A 19781-nucleotide genomic window follows, 5' to 3' on the forward strand; every position below is an offset into this window, starting at 1 on the left:
TATTTCCCGTAGGTTTTGTTCCAATTGGACTAGGCAGGTCTCCTGACTCATCATCACCGCTTCCTGCACCTTCCCGTCCCAGCTTTCAGACAGTGGCCATTTGCAGGTTGCTCCGATTTACAGTGGCGGGAACCGTGCCGGGATTTCACCAGCTTCCCTATTAAGCAATACGTGACACAGCGTGAACCACGTAATACACCTATCCATAAATTTTAGGATATTCATTTGTTAGTTCTAACTATATTTCAGAATGGCAAAGATGTCCATATAAAACTTTTCAGACGGCAGACTTTCGATCATAAACTAGGAAGGTATGAGGATAAGTATTCTTCTCGTCAGTTTCTCCATCCGTTCTCGAACACTCTACCCAATCTTCGAGGTGAAGCTCGGGGAGAAAGGTATCTCCCTCAAATTCTTCATCAATGAGAGTAAGGTAAAGCCTGTCCACAACAGGCAAGAATTCTTTAATGATCTCTGCGCCGCCGATCACAAAAAGCTCTTCCCCTTTAAATGCAGCCAGGGCCTCCTCAATAGAATGAAGAACCATACAGCCCTCAGGCTGATAATCTTTTTGACGAGTTAGGATGACATTTTTCCTTCCTGGAAGCGGCCTCCCCATCGATTCAAACGTCTTCCTTCCCATGAGTACCGTATGCCCCATCGTCGTGCGCTTAAAATAGGCCAAATCGGCTGGCAGGTGCCATGGCATCTTATTATCCTTTCCGATCACCCGATTCCTGGACATAGCGACTATCACTGAAATCATACGGAAACCTCTCCTTTAATGTGCGGATGAGGATCATAGTTTTGAAGCTCAAAATCTTCATATTTAAAGTTAAAGATGTTCTTGACTTCCGGATTAAGAACCATCACCGGTAAGGATCTTGGTTCTCTGGTCAATTGCAGCTTGACTTGCTCGAGATGATTCGCATAGATGTGAACATCCCCAAAGGTATGAACAAAATCTCCTGGCTCAAGGTCACACACCTGCGCGATCATCATCGTTAGCAGAGCGTAGGATGCGATGTTAAAGGGAACGCCTAGGAAGACGTCCGCTGATCTTTGGTATAGCTGACAAGAAAGTTTTCCTTCGGCAACATAAAATTGGAATAATGCATGGCAGGGAGCTAGCGCCATTTTAGGAATATCGGCTACATTCCACGCACTGACGATAAGTCTCCGGGAATCAGGATTAGTTTTGATGTCTTTAATTACTTGTTCGATCTGATCGATAGTTGAACCATCTTCACAAGCCCACGATCTCCACTGCTTCCCGTAAATCGGGCCTAGCTCTCCGTCTTCCTTTGCCCATTCCCTCCAGATTCTGACGCCTACCTCTTCCAGTTCATTATTATTGGTAGACCCTTTTAAGAACCATAAAAGTTCATGAATAATCGATTTGAGATGAAGCTTTTTCGTGGTTATAAGCGGGAATCCTTCTTTTAAGTTAAACCGCATTTGATATCCAAATGTACTGATGGTACCGGTGCCTGTCCGGTCATCTTTTCTGACTCCGTTGTCTAGAATATGTTTGCATAAGTCAAGATATTGTTTCATAGGGCGTTGATCACCTCATCAATCACTTAATATGGCAATTCGATATCGTAGTAGCGGTATTATGAAAATTTACTTTTCATCGATCATTAATTGTCTGTACCATGACCGCTTATCTTGCAATAAAGCAGCCATTTTCTTTCCAATCTTAAACGAATATAGGCTATGTTTCAACACTTTACCTCTATAGGTATGTTTCGAAATGTCCAATACTCACATTTCATGCACAAAAGGAGGGTTCCAAAAAAAGAGAAGGAGCCCCATGATATCCCATGGGCCACCCCCTCTTCGCTTTATACCATCTTCAATATCGCATCCCTACCACTCATGCCGGCCTTGATGCCATGGGCCTCCGCCGTTTTGGTAACGGACTCGAGCGGGGCCTCCAGCAGCTGCTCTATCGTTCTCACACCCAATGCTCGGCCGGCAATGATATTGCGATCGCTTAATCTTTCATTAAGCAAAGCCACATCCAACGCACCGCACATGATATACCCTTTATCGGTTGTCACGACAAGCAAGGTCGTCTTCGGCAATTGGACTGAAATGGCTACCACCTGATGTCCTTCAAGGGTAATAGGCTTCACATCAACCACAATTCTGTCCTCCCCTATAGAACATATTTCTAACGTATCATATGTGTTCAAGGGAGGATGTGTGAGGGCGCTTAGTGAAAACTATCCCTTGTCGGGTCCGTATCCAAAGTGGCCGTTCCCACTCCTTCTGTAGCCATCTTTTGCCTCATCAGTTCAATGAGGAACATGCTTAACATATGAAAGACTTCTTCTTCGTTCATCTCTGAGATCAGCTTCAGCATATCCTCACGATCCTGTTCTTGCAGCACTCCCAGGACAATGGCGATGGCATCCTCTTCATCTCCTGTCAGATGATCCCGGTAAAGGTTATAAAGGTCATCGATAAATTTCATTGCGTCACCTCCAAGTAGATTATGTTAGACGTGAATCCATCTTGCTTTGCTGCTCCGTTCCAAGGCGTCTCTGCTTTTTAGCTCTTTGGCTAAGACATCACGAATGAATTCGGGAAGAAATAAATCAACTTTCTCCGCTTCCTTAAAAAGGGGAAAAATCCAGCCAAACGTAAACATATCAATCGTTCCTAAAGAATACGTTTTCTCTTCTTCCAAGGGCTTCTCCTGGATAAGAATGCACTGTATCCTTTTTCCTTCGGCTTGATTCATATCATAATGGAGGGTCATTCCATCCACGCACATCCATCCCAGGACTTTCCCCCGGAAGCCCAGTCCCCTTACTTGTCGGTGAATGCTTTGTTCCGTCAATGCTTCTTCCAATATGCTCCGAATAAATTTTCCTTTAATGATAAGCTTGCAGGGATTAATCGGATGCGGGCAGAGGGTCAGCAGGTCTTTTCGCGTAACTGAACCCTTTGAGAGAGAAAATAGCAGCTGTCCCGCATTCACCATAGCAATTTCGGATCCTACCCAATCCCGTATTCCTTCTGCCAATAAATTGCCTAGCGGAGACTCTTCTTCCCAGCTGATGTGAAAATCGTGGTCAAGCGTAACGATATCAGGGGACAATACTTGATTAGCCGAAACCTCTTGCTGCCGGATGAGTTCTGCCATGTCCTCAGCCTTGGGAAAAGAGGAGACGGGGTGGCATATTCCCGTTATACTTATAATCCCTTTTGTATGCTTGTCAAATTCAACCGTAGTTTGTCCCAGATACTGACCGAACTTCCCAGCTTGAATGATAAAGGTATCCCCTACCACCACTCCGGTTTCCAGCAATTCATGAGTATGCGCCCCTATGATAATATCAATCCCATTTACTTCCTGGGCAAGCCTTTGATCATTGCGAAATCCCGTGTGGGAAAGCAAGACTACAAGATCTGCTTGTTCTCTTACCTCACTAACGATCCTTTGAACAGTCGAAATGGGATCCAATACCTTCCAACCCAATAAATCATATACCGGGAATGCAACAGTCACGCTGATCCAGCAAACGCGCAAGGCTCCTATTTGTTGAATCACATACGGCTTCATAAACGGGGGGATTGCATTTGTTTCAATATCCAGCACATTGGCACATAGTACCTGGAAATTAGCCTTCTCATATAAAGATAAAAGCTTTTGCTTAGGGAAAGTCAGGCCTTCATTGTTTCCAATGGAAGCGTATTGATAACCTGTGGCATTCATGACTTTGACGTTAGCCTGTCCCCATGTACCTTCGGTAATGGGGCTCATGCGATCCGCATGGTCACCCAGATCAACCGCAATGACGGACTCTCCACGATCTTGGAGTTCCTTCTTTAGCTTTCGGATTCCTCCAGTTATGTATGGTATTTGCTGAAAGTGACTATGAATGTCGTTCGTATGCAAAATATGGAGCTTTTCAGATGACAACATCCTCCCCCCTTTTCTGCCGTCCAAACTCCAATACAATTTATATACCTAATATTCATAATACTAGATCTTTATGTATTTATAAACCTTGTCTTTTATGTTCTAGCTATTATAGGAAAAAATCCCGGAGCGCTCCGGGATTTTCGGTATTTATCCAATTGACCCTTCCATCTCGAACTTAATCAATCGGTTCATCTCTACGGCATACTCCATCGGAAGCTCTTTAGTGAAAGGCTCGATAAAGCCCATGACGATCATTTGCGTAGCTTCATCCTCGGAGAGTCCGCGACTCATGAGATAGAACAATTGATCTTCGCTTACCTTAGAGACGGTTGCCTCATGCTCAAGGGTAACTTGATCATTTAAAACTTCGTTGTAAGGGATCGTATCTGAAGTTGAGATATCATCCAGGATGATGGTATCGCACTTGATATTGGACTTGGATCCAGCAGAATTGCGCCCAAATCGGGACAATCCCATGTAGGTTACTTTTCCTCCATGCTTGCTAAGACTCTTAGAAACAATGGTCGAAGAACAGTCCGGAGCCAAGTGGGTCATTTTTGCCCCTGCGTGTTGATGCTGCCCTTTTCCTGCAACAGCAATGGAGATCACAACTCCCTTCGCGCGAGGGCCGACCATCACCACCGCCGGATACTTCATCGTAAGCTTGCTGCCGATATTCCCATCGATCCACTCCATCGTCGCGTCCTCATGCGCGATGGCACGCTTGGTCACAAGGTTATAAACGTTTGCCGACCAGTTTTGGATCGTGGTGTAACGACATCGAGCACCTTTTTTGACTAGAATTTCCACGACAGCGCTATGAAGCGAATCTGTAGAATAGATCGGAGCCGTACAGCCTTCTACATAATGTACAAAGCTATCCTCATCCGCAATAATCAATGTCCGTTCGAACTGTCCCATGTTTTCCGAATTGATTCGGAAGTAGGCTTGCAAAGGCTGTTCGCACTTCACACCCGGAGGTACATAGATGAAGCTTCCGCCTGACCAAACCGCACTGTTCAGGGCAGCAAACTTGTTATCCGCAGATGGGATCACGGTACCGAAGTATTGCTTGACGATCTCTGGATGCTCACGAACCGCGGAATCCATGTCGGTAAATAGAATACCTAATTCCGTCAAGTCCTCTTGCATGCTGTGGTAAACCACCTCAGATTCATATTGGGCAGATACCCCTGCCAGAAACTTTTGCTCGGCTTCTGGAATTCCTAATTTATCAAACGTCGCCTTAATCTCAGCAGGGACCTCTTCCCACGTTTTCCCTTGCTTTTCAGATGGCTTAACATAATATGTGATCGATTCAAAATCCAAATCCTTTAGCTCTCCGCCCCATTCCGGCATAGGCATGCTGTAAAACAAGTCAAGCGCCTTTAACCGGAATTCAAGCATCCACTCCGGCTCATCCTTGATCCGGGAGATTTCCTCAACAATTTCCTTCGTTAGGCCTTTTTTGGTACGGAAAACAGAGACATCCTTGTCAACAAAGCCATATTGATATTCCGACAACTCAGGTGCCTTTTTAGCCATAATTCTCCCTCCTTTATTAGCCCCTCCTAAAAGCAGGCTGATCGCTATTCTTGGCTCGTGCCCTGCTGAAGAGCTTTCCAAGCTAGTGTAGCGCATTTAATGCGTGCAGGGAATTTTGCCACTCCCTGCAATGCTTCAATATCTCCTAAGTCCAGGTCATCCTCTTCGATGTCCTCTCCCTTCATGATGCGGGAGAAGATATCGGCAAGCTTAAGAGCTTCCTCCACGGTCGCTCCTTTGATCGCTTGCGTCATCATGGAAGCCGAAGACATCGAGATGGAACATCCTTCACCTGAAAATTTGACGTCCTGTATGATCCCGTCTTCGACTTTCATCTGAAGCTGGATGCGATCCCCACAGGTCGGGTTATTCAAGTTAACGGTAACTGAACCATCATCGTCAAGCTGTCCGCGGTTGCGCGGATTTTGGTAATGATCCATGATCACGCGGCGGTATAAATCATCCAAGGAAGACATTTCCGAAATACTCCTTTGTCTTTTTTAAGCCTTTCACCAGCGCGTCAATATCTTCTTCCGAATTGTATATATAGAAGCTTGCACGTGCCGTTGCCGTTACGTTAAGCCATCTCATCAACGGTTGGGCGCAATGGTGGCCGGCCCGGACAGCAATTCCTTCAGCGTCCAATACCGTTGCCACATCATGCGGGTGGACATCATCAAGATTGAACGTAACCAGACCGCTCCGCTCTTCTGGTCCAAAAATGGTCAATCCGTCTACCTGGCGAAGCTGCTCCATAGCGTATCCAACCAACTGTTTCTCATGGCGCTCAATATTATCCATGCCGATTTGCTGCAGAAAATCAATCGCTGCACCTAATCCAATGGCCCCTGCAATGATTGGCGTTCCCCCTTCAAACTTCCAGGGGAGTTCTTTCCACGTGGAATCATAAAGCTCCACAAAATCAATCATTTCTCCGCCAAATTCATAGGGAGTCATTTTCTCGAGCAGGGCCCGCTTTCCGTATAAAGCGCCAATCCCAGTAGGGCCAGCCATCTTATGTCCGGATAGGGCAAGAAAATCACAGTCAAGATCCTGCACATCGATCTTCAGGTGGGGCGCCCCTTGAGCTGCATCCACACAAATCAAAGCTCCATTGCGATGGGCAATTTCAGCGATTTCCTTGATCGGATGAATGGTCCCCATGACGTTCGAGACGAAGGCAATCGATACGAGCTTAGTTTTCTCTGTGATCGCAGCTTCCACATCTTCCAGCTTCACGGTACCATCTGGCTGTAAAGGAATATATTTCAGCGTTGCGCCTGTGCGCTTCGCTGCTTGCTGCCATGGAATCAAGTTGCTGTGATGCTCCATTAAGGTAGTGACGATTTCATCGCCCTCCTTTAGGAATTCGCGGGCATAACAATTCGCAACGATATTGAGCGAAGTCGTCGTACCGCGTGTAAATATGATCTCCGCTGATTCTTTGGCATTAATGAATTTTTTTACTTTCTCCCTCGCGCCTTCGTAAGCGTCAGTCGCCCACGTTCCCAATGTATGAACGCCGCGGTGCACATTAGAATTATATCTGCGATAATAATCCTCAATCGCTTCAATGACAGGGATCGGCTTTTGAGAGGTAGCCGCACTATCCAAATAAACCAACGGATGTCCATTGACTTCTTGATTTAGAATAGGAAACTGGGACTTTATCTCTTTTATATTCATTGTGATACTTTCCTCTCGATAGTCCTCTCCAGAAGAGCCTTCACACCCGGTTGCTTAATCTCATCGACCACAGGCGCTACAAAGCCATCAATGATCAAGCGCTGAGCTTCCTTCTTGCTGATCCCGCGGGACATGAGATAGAAGATTTGCATTGGATTGATCTGTCCAGCGCTGGCCGCGTGACCCGCCTTTACATCATCTTCATCGATGAGAAGAATGGGATTGGCATCCCCACGGGCCTTAGGGCTAAGCATGAGGACATTTTCAGCTTGCTCCCCATTGGATTTGGTTGCCCCTTTCTCAATGAAGGTAACGCCGTTCAAGATGGCTGTTGCCTCGTCCTTAAGTACCCCTTTTACCAAAACTTGGCTGTCGGAATGCTTGCCGGTATGAACGACCTTAGAGACCACACTCTCCCTTTGAGTTCCTGAACCGATCGTAACAAGCTTGGAATCTGATGTTGATCCATTCCCTAAAAGATGAGTTGAATTCTCCGTCACGGTATTGCTATCGTTCATTTCTCCTAAAACCCACTCCATGCGGCCATCGTTTTCTACGGTAGCATGGCGATGGATATAATCCGTTACGGATTGTTCAAACGTGCGAACGGATGTATACTTCACCTTTGCTCCAGGACCGACGTGTACTTCCGCCACTCCATTGTGGATTCCTTCCGTTTCACCCAAATTCAGGTACGTATCTGTATAGGAAACGGAACTGTGAGTTTCAGCCACAATCAGCACATGAGGGAATAATCCTGCATCTTTCCCCGTAGCATAGAATACAGCCTGGATTGGAATATTAACCTCCACATTCTTCGGTACGTAAAGGAACACCCCGCCACTCCAAGCCGCAGCATGCAACGCTGATAGCTTATGGGAATTCACCTTGCTATCCTTTTGCATGAAGTGCTTTTGAATCATTTCTCCATGCGTAGCCAGTGCAGATTGCAAGTCTCCAAACACGACTCCTTGGCTTCTTAGCGCTTCTGGAATATAAGTATAAATCACAGAGGCATCGCGCTGAACCAGTATGGCCTTCTGCTCTCCCTCTCCTTGGGCAATCAGAGCCTGGATTTCTTCAGGCAAAGCATTGGTTTCCGCAACAGGTGCATGTGTTGCGAAAGGAACAAATCCATCTACATTCCAATTATCTAATTTAATCTTTTCCAACTTCGGAAGTTGCAACTGAGAGTATTGGTCAAACCCTTGCAAACGAAGGCTGGTCATCCATTCCGGCTCACCGGATTGCTTCGAATATTGGGTAATGGCTTCACGGTCGAATTTCAATTTTGTTTCCACGCTCATGTCAGCACCCCCTCTACGCTTCAGCGCCAACGGTTTCGTCTACGATTCCCAGCTCTTCCTTAATCCAGTCATAACCCTCAGCCTCTAGACGCTCCGCTAGTTCCGGACCGCCAGATTTTACGATTCGACCCTGCATCATAACATGAACAAAATCCGGCTTAATATAGTTCAATAGGCGCTGATAGTGAGTAATCACAAGAACGCCAAGCTCAGGGCTTAACATCTCATTTACCCCTTTGGCTACGAACTTTAACGCATCGATATCCAAACCGGAATCAATTTCGTCAAGTATCGCAATCTGCGGATTCAGCATCATCATCTGCAGAATTTCATTGCGTTTCTTTTCCCCGCCGGAGAATCCTTCGTTTAGGTAGCGATGGCTGAACGCTTCATCCATTTCTAATGTCTTCATCTTCTTTTCCATCTCGCGGATGAATTTCATTAGAGAAATTTCATTTCCTTCTTCACGGCGGGCGTTAATCGCACTGCGGAGGAAATCGGCATTCGTGACACCGCTGATTTCGCTCGGATATTGCATAGCCAAGAAAAGTCCTTTGCGTGCACGCTCATCCACTTCCATTTCAAGGACATCTTCCCCGTTCAGGGTTACAGCCCCACTGGTCACTTCATACTTGGGATGACCCATGATAGCAGAAGACAATGTACTTTTCCCCGTACCATTCGGACCCATGATGGCATGAACTTCTCCACCCTTTATTTCGAGGTTTAACCCCTTGAGGATTTCTTTATTTTCAACAGAAACCCGTAAATCTTCTATTTTCAAATGCGGTACTTGTGACATGAACCTTCATCCTCCATTCCATTCGAACCTCAATCAGAACTGGAAACAAATGTAACTAATTCTCAATTGATTATCAGCTCTTTTATAATATATAGTATAACAGATAATTAAATCAAGGAAACACTATTTGTATATTTTTTAAATATTTTTGTTTAAAAAGTGTGCCCGAGCATTACAAGCATTCTAGGTAAGGTTGTCTATTTCTGCCTAATGGTACTATTGTTTAGTATTTGCATCAAGTGTCAGATTAACCGTTTTTTATCCAGTTAAGTTCTAGAGAAAGCCACTCTACAGTCCGTCCATTATTATACCACTGTTATCCAATCCTGGCAGGAAAAAACCTAAAGCTAACTAAAAAATAAGGCGCCGAATTCTCGGTGCCTTATTTTTTCATTATTCAGCTTTTGGCCCTGCTTCAGCAATTTCCTTTGCCACGCCTTCGAATTTCGTAAAGTTCTTCACGAAACGGGAAGCAAGTTCTTTTGCTTTCTGATCATAAGCTTCTTTATTTTCCCATGTATTTCTTGGCAAAAGCACTTCGCTAGGCACGCCTTCTACCGCTTGAGGTACAGCTAAGCCAAAGATAGGGTCATTCACATATTCTGCTTCCTTCAAGCTGCCGTTTACTGCAGCCGTCACCATAGCTCTTGTATAGTTCAAGTTCATTCTTTTTCCGATTCCATAAGGGCCACCAGACCATCCTGTGTTAACAAGATAAACTTGGGCATTATGCTTGCTGATGTTTTCTCCTAACATTTCAGCATAAACGCTTGGCTGCAAAGGCAGGAACGGAGCTCCAAAGCAAGTGGAGAACGTAGCTTCCGGCTCAGTTACCCCACGTTCTGTGCCAGCAAGCTTACTGGTATAGCCAGAAAGGAAATGGTACATTGCCTGTTCTTTAGTCAGCTTAGAAATTGGAGGAAGCACACCAAACGCATCAGCCGTCAAGAAAACGATAACTTGAGGGTGACCTGCTTCGCCTGGAATCATTGCACCTGGGATGAAGTCAACCGGATACGCCGCACGCGTATTTTCTGTTAGGCTTCCGTTGTCATAATCAGGAATACGCGTTTGCTCATCAACAACTACATTTTCCAATACAGAACCGAATCGAATGGCATTCCAGATCTGTGGTTCTTTTTCTTCAGAAAGATTAATGCACTTTGCATAGCAACCTCCCTCGATATTGAACACGCCTAGATCAGACCAGCCATGCTCGTCATCTCCAATAAGGCGGCGAGCAGGATCAGCGGAAAGCGTTGTTTTTCCTGTTCCGGAAAGACCGAAGAATAACGCTACATCTCCCTTTTCTCCTACATTAGAAGAACAGTGCATCGGCATGACTTGTCGTTCAGGCAATAAATAGTTCATTACGCTGAAAATCGATTTCTTCATCTCACCCGCATATTTCGTTCCGCCGATGATAACGGTTTTCTTGGAGAAGCTGACGATGATAAAGGTTTCCGAATTCGTTCCATGAACGGAAGGTCTAGCTTCAAAACCAGGTGCTGCGATTACTGTAAAGCCTGCCACATGAGATTTCAGTTCTTCTTGTGTTGGTCTCACGAAAAGCTGGTGGACAAACAAATTATGCCAAGCATATTCATTAATGACGCGAATAGGCAAACGGTATGTCTCATTTGCACCGGCAAATCCGTCAAAAACGAAAAGCTCTTTTCCGTTTAAGTATTCAAGCACATCTTGATATAGTTTATCGAACTTCGCCGCGTCGATAGGCTGGTTAACCGATCCCCAGGCAATCTTATCATGAACAGAGGGTTCATCAACAATGAATTTATCCTTGGGAGAGCGACCAGTATATTTGCCTGTTTCAGCTCGAAGGGCTCCGCTTTCAGTAAGAGTTGCTTCCCCTTTTCGAATGGCTGCTTCTACTAATTGAGGTACTGATAGATTAAAGTGCGTTTTCCCCGCAGCTAATACCTCATTCACTTCTAAGCTAAGCTTTGTATCCATTTGTCGTTCCTCCCGATTTTCCATCTAAATAGATCCTAATTGTCGTTTCTCTATGATCATTAGTATAACACATTTGAACAAATAGTCCACAATAAATTATAATCTATACTCCAGTGTAATGTGACAAAAATGTGTCCGAATCCTCCACCATTTACACTTCGCACTCTTTTTTGCGTTTTCTCAAAAGAAATTGTATTTTGCTTGCCAGTCTTATCATTTGATTCGTTTCTCCGTTTATACTGATTAATCTTTTTCCATTTTTGTTTGGCGCCCACATGATCACATCCATTCTCTCCGGATAGGTATGAATCTCAAGGAGCTGATAATAAGGTATAGCAACAAGCGGATACCCTTGTTCAGCGTAGCCTAGAAAAAAGCTTTCACTATAAACAACCGCATCGATTTCCCCGCAATGAAAATGCTCCCATCCCTTAGACTTCTGACCTTGCCTCTCCACAGAGATGTATCATACCGCGGATCAATCCTCGAGACAGCAGATTTATTATATTTGGAACGAACAATATGAATGATTATAAATATATATAGACATATTTGCAGGATAAAAACGGTCGCAAGCAAATAAAATCCACTCCTCTCCATCTTCCCCCATCGTAACATGGTCACCGATGTTGCCCACTATTACAGTTTTATGACTTAGGGCGGCTGCCCCCCCCTAACAAGAAAACTACAAGTTTTCCTCGTGCTGTCAATTGATATATCGAAGTTATCAATTCTTACAGTAAAAAATAAACGGCCTGATACCAGGCCGTTCTCAGGTGTAAAGCGAACCGATGACCAACAACGCGAATAGAAGGACAGATATCCAAAAGATCAACCAGTCTTCTTTACTCCTTTTAAACATCCCACTCTCACTCCCGTCGTTTAATAGAGAGCTGTATAGTATTATATGCATCTTAGACGGAATATTGTGAATTAAACATCACCTTTTTTATCCAAGACTATCCAATATAATGTATAATAATAGAAAGATATTTTTTTCAGGAGGTATGAAAATGGAGTTTTATTGTCCGCCCTGCCAGAAGGTCGTTAATCAGCAGGAAGTACAATGCGAGAAACTTACATCCTATTTTATCTCCATGCAAGGAAAACGAATCTGGAGGATCCGCTTCTTGAATCGCTTTGCCTATCAATATCTGAGCGAATGCCAATATAAAGACCTCACTCGGGACCAGCCAGCTATCCTGTCCAATGCGACCTATTGGGATGACTTTAATCCGCAAACCTTTACAGGCATAGATGCAAGAGGGACGCGCTCTTCCATTTTTGCCTAAAAAAAAGCGCAAGTTCATCATCGAACTTACGCCCCGCTTTTTAATCGTTATCTTCCTTTTTGCCACGATCCTGGTTCCAGGAATGATTTGTTTCTTTTTCGCTATCTCTATCCTTAGCTTTGCGATCGTCGTCATCCCGATCATCAGATTCCTTATTCTTCCCATTATTAGGAATTTTGTTCTCTTCTTGCACTTTAGGAGGCACCTTTCCCGGCGCCTCCTTCTCTTGATCTTGATTCGATTGTTCTTTCTTTTCCTGCTTTTTTTCCGCATCTTGTCTTTTCTGTTCCGATCTATCCTGATCCTTCTCCCGCTCTTCCTTCTCCTCTTTTTCCTTCTTTTTTTCTAACACCGGTGCTTGGGGTGAGGTAGAATCCGGAATATCAGATTTCTGCCCAGAAGAAGGCTTCTCGATCATTTTTCCTTTATCCTTATCTTCTTCCTTTTCCTCTTTATCTTTATCCCGCTTATTGTCCTTTTCTTTCTTGGCTTTGACAGGGATGACCTTCACTCCCGTTACAGGAAGAAGCTGATCGAGCTCCCCGCTTTTCACCTCTTCGCCCGTAAGCTGGATCCCTTGCTCTTCAGCCTGCTTGACGAGCATATAGGCTCCTGGCGGGACTTTCTTTTCTTTCGCCTCTTCTTGCCACTCCTTTTTGCCTTCAACGATGACAAAAGTAACTTCATTTTCCGTGCTGACCGATTCTGTCACTTCTTCTAAAAGAGGTTCAATCGTTTTCTTTGTTTCGTTTTCCTCTTCATAGTATGTTGTTGTGATAAGCACTCGGTTCTCTGCATTCATATAGCCCTTTTGCTCGGCTATCTCAACTATCTGCACCGTAACGACGGTTAACCGCTTGTTTTTCCAGTCAAAGGCTTGCAGGATCTCCTGTCCCTCTTCATTCAGGGAACTAGCGTTAATAACCAGAGTATCCCGGTCCACTTCGAGCTCGATGCTGGGATTAATATCGATGGTTACCGCTGCGTAGGCAGATGTCCCTCCCCCAAAAGGGAACACCGTAATAAGTAGAAGCAAACAGGCAACCGCAGCGGAAAGGCCTCTTGCCCATTTGGGGATTCTACTCTTCTTGACTGAAGTGGCACCTACTGCAGCCGGATGAAAAAAAACTTCCCTACCTTCCAGGTGGTGAGGGTGTGCCGGGATTTTTACAAATTCACCATGCGGAGTAAGGACAACCGTCCACTTTTCCCCAGATTCCATGACAATACCCTTATTCAACGGCAACGCACCCTCCTTTCTCTTCAATTTGCAGGTAACTTTGGAGGTACTGGTAATCTTCCATAAGCAGAAGGATGATAGCAACAATATAATTCCGATTGCGTTCCACTGTTTTCCGACTGACTTCCACTTCGTTCATCAACTCTTTCATCGGGAGCTTCTTTTTTTCTGTAAATAGAGACCTGAGCCTTTCGCTTCTTACGAGGGCCCTGGCCACCTGGATGGCATTTTGCCTGGCATCGGCATGCTTAGGGGAAATTTCCGGAAGCTCCATCAAGTCGATTTTGAACTCCGCCAATTTCTCTTTGTAATGCTCAATTTCCTCACGCCTCAGGCGGGCTTCAAAATCAAGCTGATACCGCTGAATTGAAGCCTGCGTCTCGACGGGAGAGAGATCGGATTCCTCTTCTCCGTCGATCGTATGTTCGAATGACAATTGACCGCGATGTCTCGATTCTTTTCGTATATAATCGATGATTCGTCGGCGTATAACAAGGTCAGCAAAAGAAAGAAAAGAACTCCCTTTCCCTATTGTATATTTGCTGATCGCCTCATCAAATGCTTCCATGGCCACACTGAATTCGTCGTCTCGGGAAGGATCTATAAATCGTTTGCACACCTTCGAGGCAACCTGTGAAATAAACGGCGTATAATTGCTGATTAATTGATTTCTAACGTCCAAATCCCCGTTTTGAGCCAAGCGGATATCCTCTTCAAGTTCAATCTTGGCTGCCGACGGTTGTGAAGAACGCTTTCCTAGGAAGCGGGTTAAAAACATGTTTTCACCTCACACCACAGTTATTCGTATGGACGTTTTGCTTTGTGTCCGTCTATGAAAAAAAGCTTCATTAAGGAAATTTCTGGGAAGCCAGGCGACCTTTTGAGGAAGCTTTTTTCCCAAGCTTTACATCAAGGGGTGGGTAAACTCTCAAATTCGACCCGCAGGGTTGATGTAAAGCTGGGGAATTTATGCGGATTAAGGATGTAAACTCATGGAGGTACATACTAGTCCCTAAAAAAATGATAGCCTTCCCGATATGGAAAGACTATCACCCTTTGGTCTTATCTTTGCTTTTGGCTTTTCCATCTATTTAGGCGCTCGCTTAATCGATTTAATCTCTTTTTAAGCGTGTCTTCCCATTCGCGGTCTTTCAATTGCTTTGCCACAGAAAGAAGGTCTAAAGCGGAATCGATTTGTTGTCGGTATACTTCATCGATTCGCCCTTCATCAATAACTGTACAATTTTCAAAAATATTTTTCAGTGATTCGCTGTTTACATACTCTTTGAAGTCCACTTCAGGCGTATCATCCGTTTGGGCGTACTCCGACAAGATTTCAAATTCTTCTTCTACAGTAGGGTGTACGTCGATCCGATTGCAAACCGGACAGTGAAGTATCGGTACATTATTGACATAGGTCTTGTGGTGACGCAGGCTGCCGAGCGCTCCAATCATACTCGCTCCACAACAGAAACTCATTGGATCTCCTCCCCTTCATTTCCCCAACCATTGGATGATCTTAAAGTTGGCCGAAACTTTGTTCATTTATATTCTATTTTAATGGGGAGTATTCCGGTTTCCTAGGTTTAAATGTTGGGGTGAATGGAAGGAAAAGCAAGTGGATTGCTAGATGGAAGGAGGCAATAAATAAAATAAAAAATAGCCGGTGCTTATTAGCACCAGCCGTTTTCGCAGTCCACATATTGCGAGGGCTGTGGAATACCTGTATTGTCGACACGGAAAATGCGCTGATCATCCACTTCATAACCCTGGTCCATCAGGACGCATGAAGCGTCAAAAGGAATATGCCCAATAGGCTTGCCATGCATGGTCAAGATAATGGCATTCTCCCTAATCTCACCCCGAATTCTTTCGGTGATATCCGTGCGCGGTGATAAATCAGCCATAATCCATCATCTCCTTAAAAGAGGATGGTCTTAGTCTTCCTTAACCATGTTTTCATATTCATCAGCCGTCATTAACCCATCGACCTGGGATGGATCTTCTAGCTCAACCACAATCATCCAGGCTTTCTCGTATGGGGATTCATTGACAAGTTCAGGAGAATCTTCCAGTTCCGCATTGACTTCAAGAACCTTCCCGCTAACTGGAGCATAAAGCTCAGATACGGTTTTTACAGACTCGACACTTCCAAAAGAGCTGTCTTGAACCACTTCATCCCCTACGGATGGAAGCTCCACGAACACAATGTCCCCTAGCTCAGACTGAGCGAAGAAAGTAATACCAACATACGCTTTGTTTCCTTCAACACGAACCCATTCGTGTTCCTTGCTGTACCTTAATTCGGCTGGATAGCTCATCCATGAAACCTCCTTATGTATGATCTAGATTATTTTACCATATTCAGCGGTAAAATTCGCTAGCGTTTACTAGCCTATCATACACAATAAGCCATTCCCATATCCAGTTCTTTTAGTGCAGAAAAGGGCTCTTATGCTGAAATTTCTATTTTATACCCCGTATACTTTTTGATATTCAGCACGGCTTGCTCAAAAATCAAGTATTGCCCCTTAATCCCAATCAATCGATCCTCCACCTCGGGCTGCTTGTCCAGGTTATAGGCCTTTACCTTCCCTACCGACTCCATCATCGGATAGACAACTTCGACCCATTGCTCTTCGCGGATCGCATAAGGCTTAAACTCTTCCGGGAAATAGGAAAACGCGGTTTCTCTCAGTTCCAGCAAATCGAGAAGCTCGGCCTCGCCTTTAAGCATTTTTCGCCAATCCGTTTTATCCGGGAAATGTGCAGCCAATGCAACCTCAAGCTCTCCAGCCATCTTCCGATTGGGAACTTCCGCGATCGGAATGGCTTGAATAGCCCCTTGGTCAACCCACCGCTTCATTTCATTGCTTTTGCGGGTAAGGCCCACTTTTATCCCGCTGCTGACAGCAATATAGACATAGTGGGGAATCATGCAATGCGTATCCCCAAACTGCGAATCGCGGCATGTTCCGGCATGATAATGGCATTCATGCGGCTTCACAATGCACAGATCCGTCTCCGGCAAAGAAATCACACAGGGATAGCAGTAACCGGTATTAAAGGTTTTTTTTATCTTTCTCCCGCAGTTCGTACACTCCATTTCACCCAGGAAGCTCAAGCGCACGGTTTTCCCCAACCAGTCATTCAATACTACGCAATCTTCACCCAAGGGCAGCTGATAAACAATCGGGCTCTTATATTCATGGGTCAAGCCCTTCAAAAATCCGCTATAGCTCATCGTTTTCCTCCTCAACCCGAAAACTTGGCCGGTGCCAAGCAACCGAACAATTAATGATTTTTTTGTCATGGCAAAAAAAGAAAAGCCTTGCCTCCTTCATCCTCTCCTTCCAGGAGTCGGTTTCATCGGCAAGACTATTAATCTTATCTAGTGGCTAGCTCATTTATGATCATAACGCAATCATCCAAGATTGGTCAAGATCCCACTATATGGCGCTTTCTTGCTGCTGTTCCGACTTGCTATGGGTCTGCCTTGCGCGGAATCCAAGGAAAAAGAATGCGGCGAATACGAACCCTAAAAAGTAAAACAAGGCTGTTCGGGTGAATATATTGGATTCCCATCCCAGCCATGCCCGGTCCAATCATACTGCCTATGCTAAACAGCATGGCGGCCAGCACGTTGGCACTCGGGAGCATATGCCTTGGCACCGTGTCAGCAAGTAGGCCAATCCCAGGGAAAAGAAGGAACCGACAGAACAACCCGTAACGGCAAAGATGAATAGGATCAGTGCCGCCTTATCTCCCGCCAAGGGAACGGAAGCAAACCCTGCAGCACCAATCGCCCCAGCTGCCATGAGCACTTTCTTTCTCCCGACGCGATCGCTCCATATGCCTAAAGGCATCTGAGTTAAGAGGGCTCCTCCCGCAAACGAGAAAAGCATAACAGAAACCCATCCTTCAGAGATTCCCGTACGCAAAGCGTAGACGGGAAAGCTGCCGTTCATGACCGCTTCCATATAACCGTAGAGGAAGGCGGGGATCAAGGCATACCAGCCCAAAGAAACCGTGCGGAGATAAGAGGTTTTCTCTTGCTTTGCCGCTTGTTCCGGATAGTCGTTGCTTAAGCGAAGCACCAAAACAAACGATAGGATGTAAAAAAGAGCGACGAGCAGAAAAGGAACCCACACACCTATGGACAATAGATTGACCCCAAACGGACCGATACTGAAACCCGCACCATAGGCAAATCCATACATCGCGATATTTTTCCCCCTGTTCGATTCACTGCTCGTCGAAGTAATCCAGAGCTGTGACGCGTAGTGCAAGGCACTGTCTCCACCCCCGATCAGAAAGCGCAAAGCAAACCACCAAATTAGGCTTTGCCATAGGGGGATCAATAGGGATGCAAGCATTACAATGATCATCCCGGCTAAGAGCATCGGCTTGTATCCAAAGCGGCGAAGAGGCCTTTCTACACAGAACGAGGCAACAAGCATCCCAATATACAAGGCTGCAGCATTCCAGCCGTTTAATACGGAGGAATGTCCGGCCTTCTCAATCAAGATCGAAAGCAGCGGCAAGGTCAGCCCTTGACTCAGTCCGGCCACCGCTACGGACAAAATTAAGGTATAGAAACGATACCTCTCCTCCCGCGGATCTCTAAAGCGCCGTTTCATTCATTTTTCACCTGCAATCCTATATTAAACTTTCCCATTCCATAGAGAAACCCCGCCATGCCAGCGAGGTTTCATTACTGCAGTACATTTTAAATTTATAGCGCATTGACCATCATCACTATGCATAGAAGCACGAGATAGATGAGAGAATAGGCGAACATCTGACGTGCCCATTTCATGACATCCTTTGCGAAAAATCCGGCAACCGCAAGAGCCAGCCAACCCAATCCGAGGACGGTAGCTGTTACAAAGTAAATCTTGCCTACTACGCCAACCGCGTATAGGAACAGCGAAACGGGCACGAGCGCTGCAGTCCAAATGAGAATCTGTCTTTTCGTTTCAAGAAATCCCTTTACGACGGGAAGCATCTGGTATCCCGCCGTGCGGTAATCATCTGACTTCATGATGGCCAAAGCGAGAAAATGAGGAATCTGCCATAAGAATAAGAAAGCGAATAGGATCCAAGCTCCCTCTTCCAGGTTTCCCGTGACGGCCGCCCAGCCGATGATCGGCGGCATGGCCCCGGAGATAGCCCCGACTACCGTATTTAGGTGAGTCGTTCTTTTCATCCATGCGGTATACACTACAACATAGACAAAAGCACCAATCAACCCGAGCAAAGCCGATAAGGAATTGGCCCAGATGCCCAGCATGGTCGTTCCAACGAGAATGAGCGCCATGCCATAAATCAAAGCAAATCGGGCACTCATTCGTCCTGAAGCAATAATGCGATCCTTAGTGCGCTCCATCTTCAGGTCCAGATCCCGATCCAGGTAATTATTCAGCACGCAAGACCCGCCCATCACGAGCGAGCTCCCGATGACCGTTACCAAAAAAAGCAAAAAGCTAAACGAATCCGACCAAGCTGATGCTAACCAGAAGCCGGTAACGATGACGATCAGGTTTGACTTGACTATTCCCGGCTTCGTGACTTCAATGTAATCTCTCCAGGATATAGGCTGCAGCACCCTGTCCTCCGCTTCCTCCGTCGCCGACTGATTATAAGTTGCGGACGTTTCCATTCTTAAACCCCTTTCAAACCCTATTTATCTCCTTAAAACCACTAGTGACTGATTTTATTTTCTAGTAAAAACTATGACTACAGTTGTAACATATCAATTGTATTTGCCTGTTCCTTCTATGTCAAGGCAAAGTCAGTTTTTGGCGACCGCCGCATCAGCAAAAAATTATTGAATTTATCTTGACTATTTTTCCTGCCCTCATGCATAATTATAAAGTATATTCAATTATGCTATTTGCAATGATGGGGAACCAGGAAGTGTCATGCGAACCAGAGAGCAACGGCCCAGGCTGCAAGCCGTTGTCGCTATTGCCTTTCTGTACCCGCCCCAGAG

Annotated in this window: 22 protein-coding genes and 1 riboswitch; of the genes, 1 reads left to right on the top strand and 21 read right to left on the bottom strand. The window is 45.3% G+C overall.

Annotation, left to right across the window (positions count from 1 at the left end; all coding sequences use genetic code 11):
- Positions 1-15: 15 nt before the first annotated feature.
- Positions 16-218: riboswitch (cobalamin riboswitch) on the bottom strand.
- 59 nt (positions 219-277) lie between these two features.
- From ABLT31_RS10415 to ABLT31_RS10470, 12 genes are all read right to left on the bottom strand, one after another.
- On the bottom strand, positions 278-766 hold the full coding sequence (locus ABLT31_RS10415) for a dihydrofolate reductase (protein WP_367751445.1): 489 nt from the start codon (positions 764-766) through the stop codon (positions 278-280).
- Positions 763-1557: a thymidylate synthase gene (locus tag ABLT31_RS10420; protein ID WP_367751447.1), complete on the bottom strand. Its 795-nt coding sequence runs from the start codon at positions 1555-1557 to the stop codon at positions 763-765. Before ABLT31_RS10420 ends, ABLT31_RS10415 begins: the two co-directional genes overlap by 4 nt.
- Before the next feature lie 290 nt (positions 1558-1847).
- On the bottom strand, positions 1848-2150 hold the full coding sequence (locus ABLT31_RS10425) for a YunC family protein (RefSeq protein WP_367751449.1): 303 nt from the start codon (positions 2148-2150) through the stop codon (positions 1848-1850).
- Between the two features lie 71 nt (positions 2151-2221).
- Positions 2222-2482: a DUF6154 family protein gene (locus ABLT31_RS10430; protein ID WP_367751451.1), complete on the bottom strand. Its 261-nt coding sequence runs from the start codon at positions 2480-2482 to the stop codon at positions 2222-2224.
- Between the two features lie 24 nt (positions 2483-2506).
- Positions 2507-3937, bottom strand: coding sequence for a bifunctional metallophosphatase/5'-nucleotidase (locus ABLT31_RS10435; RefSeq protein ID WP_367751453.1), 1431 nt, complete (start codon positions 3935-3937; stop codon positions 2507-2509).
- 150 nt (positions 3938-4087) lie between these two features.
- Positions 4088-5485 (bottom strand): Fe-S cluster assembly protein SufB, encoded by a 1398-nt coding sequence (gene sufB, locus ABLT31_RS10440; RefSeq protein ID WP_367751455.1) that lies wholly within the window; start codon positions 5483-5485, stop codon positions 4088-4090.
- 44 nt (positions 5486-5529) lie between these two features.
- Positions 5530-5961: a Fe-S cluster assembly sulfur transfer protein SufU gene (gene sufU, locus ABLT31_RS10445; protein ID WP_367751457.1), complete on the bottom strand. Its 432-nt coding sequence runs from the start codon at positions 5959-5961 to the stop codon at positions 5530-5532.
- Positions 5945-7171: a cysteine desulfurase gene (locus ABLT31_RS10450; RefSeq protein WP_367751458.1), complete on the bottom strand. Its 1227-nt coding sequence runs from the start codon at positions 7169-7171 to the stop codon at positions 5945-5947. Before ABLT31_RS10450 ends, sufU begins: the two co-directional genes overlap by 17 nt.
- Complete coding sequence (gene sufD / locus ABLT31_RS10455; protein WP_367751459.1) at positions 7168-8478, bottom strand: Fe-S cluster assembly protein SufD; 1311 nt, start codon at positions 8476-8478, stop codon at positions 7168-7170. The genes ABLT31_RS10450 and sufD overlap by 4 nt, the downstream gene beginning before the upstream one ends.
- A 13-nt stretch (positions 8479-8491) precedes the next feature.
- Positions 8492-9280 carry a Fe-S cluster assembly ATPase SufC gene (gene sufC, locus ABLT31_RS10460; protein ID WP_367751460.1) on the bottom strand — a complete coding sequence of 263 codons (789 nt, stop codon included), beginning with the start codon at positions 9278-9280 and terminating at the stop codon, positions 8492-8494.
- Between the two features lie 393 nt (positions 9281-9673).
- On the bottom strand, positions 9674-11254 hold the full coding sequence (gene pckA / locus ABLT31_RS10465) for a phosphoenolpyruvate carboxykinase (ATP) (protein WP_367751461.1): 1581 nt from the start codon (positions 11252-11254) through the stop codon (positions 9674-9676).
- A 151-nt stretch (positions 11255-11405) separates the two neighbouring features.
- Positions 11406-11711, bottom strand: a complete 306-nt coding sequence (locus tag ABLT31_RS10470) for a hypothetical protein (RefSeq protein ID WP_367751462.1) — start codon at positions 11709-11711, stop codon at positions 11406-11408.
- 556 nt (positions 11712-12267) lie between these two features.
- Between ABLT31_RS10470 and ABLT31_RS10475 the strand changes: the two genes are divergently transcribed.
- Positions 12268-12546 carry a hypothetical protein gene (locus tag ABLT31_RS10475; protein ID WP_367751463.1) on the top strand — a complete coding sequence of 93 codons (279 nt, stop codon included), beginning with the start codon at positions 12268-12270 and terminating at the stop codon, positions 12544-12546.
- Positions 12547-12586: 40 nt separating this feature from the next.
- Here the strand turns inward: ABLT31_RS10475 and ABLT31_RS10480 are convergent, their stop codons facing one another.
- The 9 genes from ABLT31_RS10480 to cyoE form a co-directional block, all read right to left on the bottom strand.
- Entirely contained in the window at positions 12587-13792 is a 1206-nt protein-coding gene (locus ABLT31_RS10480) for an anti-sigma-I factor RsgI family protein (protein ID WP_367751464.1), read from the bottom strand.
- Positions 13779-14564 carry an RNA polymerase sigma-I factor gene (gene sigI, locus ABLT31_RS10485; protein ID WP_367751465.1) on the bottom strand — a complete coding sequence of 262 codons (786 nt, stop codon included), beginning with the start codon at positions 14562-14564 and terminating at the stop codon, positions 13779-13781. The genes ABLT31_RS10480 and sigI overlap by 14 nt, the downstream gene beginning before the upstream one ends.
- A gap of 284 nt (positions 14565-14848) precedes the next feature.
- A complete protein-coding gene (locus ABLT31_RS10490; protein WP_367751466.1) occupies positions 14849-15265 on the bottom strand; it encodes a hypothetical protein in 417 nt (138 codons plus the stop codon).
- A gap of 194 nt (positions 15266-15459) precedes the next feature.
- Positions 15460-15693 carry a DUF2553 family protein gene (locus tag ABLT31_RS10495; protein ID WP_367751467.1) on the bottom strand — a complete coding sequence of 78 codons (234 nt, stop codon included), beginning with the start codon at positions 15691-15693 and terminating at the stop codon, positions 15460-15462.
- Between the two features lie 30 nt (positions 15694-15723).
- Positions 15724-16107, bottom strand: a complete 384-nt coding sequence (gene gcvH / locus ABLT31_RS10500; protein ID WP_367751468.1) for a glycine cleavage system protein GcvH — start codon at positions 16105-16107, stop codon at positions 15724-15726.
- 131 nt (positions 16108-16238) lie between these two features.
- Positions 16239-17030 (bottom strand): DUF2797 domain-containing protein, encoded by a 792-nt coding sequence (locus ABLT31_RS10505; protein WP_367751469.1) that lies wholly within the window; start codon positions 17028-17030, stop codon positions 16239-16241.
- 239 nt (positions 17031-17269) lie between these two features.
- On the bottom strand, positions 17270-17416 hold the full coding sequence (locus ABLT31_RS10510; protein ID WP_367751470.1) for a hypothetical protein: 147 nt from the start codon (positions 17414-17416) through the stop codon (positions 17270-17272).
- Positions 17401-18426: an MFS transporter gene (locus ABLT31_RS10515; RefSeq protein WP_367751471.1), complete on the bottom strand. Its 1026-nt coding sequence runs from the start codon at positions 18424-18426 to the stop codon at positions 17401-17403. Before ABLT31_RS10515 ends, ABLT31_RS10510 begins: the two co-directional genes overlap by 16 nt.
- Before the next feature lie 95 nt (positions 18427-18521).
- Positions 18522-19448 (bottom strand): heme o synthase, encoded by a 927-nt coding sequence (cyoE, locus tag ABLT31_RS10520; protein WP_367751472.1) that lies wholly within the window; start codon positions 19446-19448, stop codon positions 18522-18524.
- Between the last annotated feature and the right edge of the window lie 333 nt (positions 19449-19781).

The organism is Ammoniphilus soli (assembly GCF_040813775.1).

Coding starts and splice junctions, on each gene's coding strand:
- ABLT31_RS10415 (WP_367751445.1), bottom strand. CDS start 766: ATGATTTCAGTGATAGTCGCTATGTCCAGGAATCGGGTGATCGGAAAG.
- ABLT31_RS10420 (WP_367751447.1), bottom strand. CDS start 1,557: ATGAAACAATATCTTGACTTATGCAAACATATTCTAGACAACGGAGTC.
- ABLT31_RS10430 (WP_367751451.1), bottom strand. CDS start 2,482: ATGAAATTTATCGATGACCTTTATAACCTTTACCGGGATCATCTGACA.
- sufB (WP_367751455.1), bottom strand. CDS start 5,485: ATGGCTAAAAAGGCACCTGAGTTGTCGGAATATCAATATGGCTTTGTT.
- sufU (WP_367751457.1), bottom strand. CDS start 5,961: ATGTCTTCCTTGGATGATTTATACCGCCGCGTGATCATGGATCATTAC.
- ABLT31_RS10450 (WP_367751458.1), bottom strand. CDS start 7,171: ATGAATATAAAAGAGATAAAGTCCCAGTTTCCTATTCTAAATCAAGAA.
- sufD (WP_367751459.1), bottom strand. CDS start 8,478: ATGAGCGTGGAAACAAAATTGAAATTCGACCGTGAAGCCATTACCCAA.
- sufC (WP_367751460.1), bottom strand. CDS start 9,280: ATGTCACAAGTACCGCATTTGAAAATAGAAGATTTACGGGTTTCTGTT.
- pckA (WP_367751461.1), bottom strand. CDS start 11,254: ATGGATACAAAGCTTAGCTTAGAAGTGAATGAGGTATTAGCTGCGGGG.
- ABLT31_RS10475 (WP_367751463.1), top strand. CDS start 12,268: ATGGAGTTTTATTGTCCGCCCTGCCAGAAGGTCGTTAATCAGCAGGAA.
- sigI (WP_367751465.1), bottom strand. CDS start 14,564: ATGTTTTTAACCCGCTTCCTAGGAAAGCGTTCTTCACAACCGTCGGCA.
- ABLT31_RS10490 (WP_367751466.1), bottom strand. CDS start 15,265: ATGAGTTTCTGTTGTGGAGCGAGTATGATTGGAGCGCTCGGCAGCCTG.
- ABLT31_RS10495 (WP_367751467.1), bottom strand. CDS start 15,693: ATGGCTGATTTATCACCGCGCACGGATATCACCGAAAGAATTCGGGGT.
- gcvH (WP_367751468.1), bottom strand. CDS start 16,107: ATGAGCTATCCAGCCGAATTAAGGTACAGCAAGGAACACGAATGGGTT.
- ABLT31_RS10505 (WP_367751469.1), bottom strand. CDS start 17,030: ATGAGCTATAGCGGATTTTTGAAGGGCTTGACCCATGAATATAAGAGC.
- ABLT31_RS10510 (WP_367751470.1), bottom strand. CDS start 17,416: ATGCTGTTTAGCATAGGCAGTATGATTGGACCGGGCATGGCTGGGATG.
- ABLT31_RS10515 (WP_367751471.1), bottom strand. CDS start 18,426: ATGAAACGGCGCTTTAGAGATCCGCGGGAGGAGAGGTATCGTTTCTAT.
- cyoE (WP_367751472.1), bottom strand. CDS start 19,448: ATGGAAACGTCCGCAACTTATAATCAGTCGGCGACGGAGGAAGCGGAG.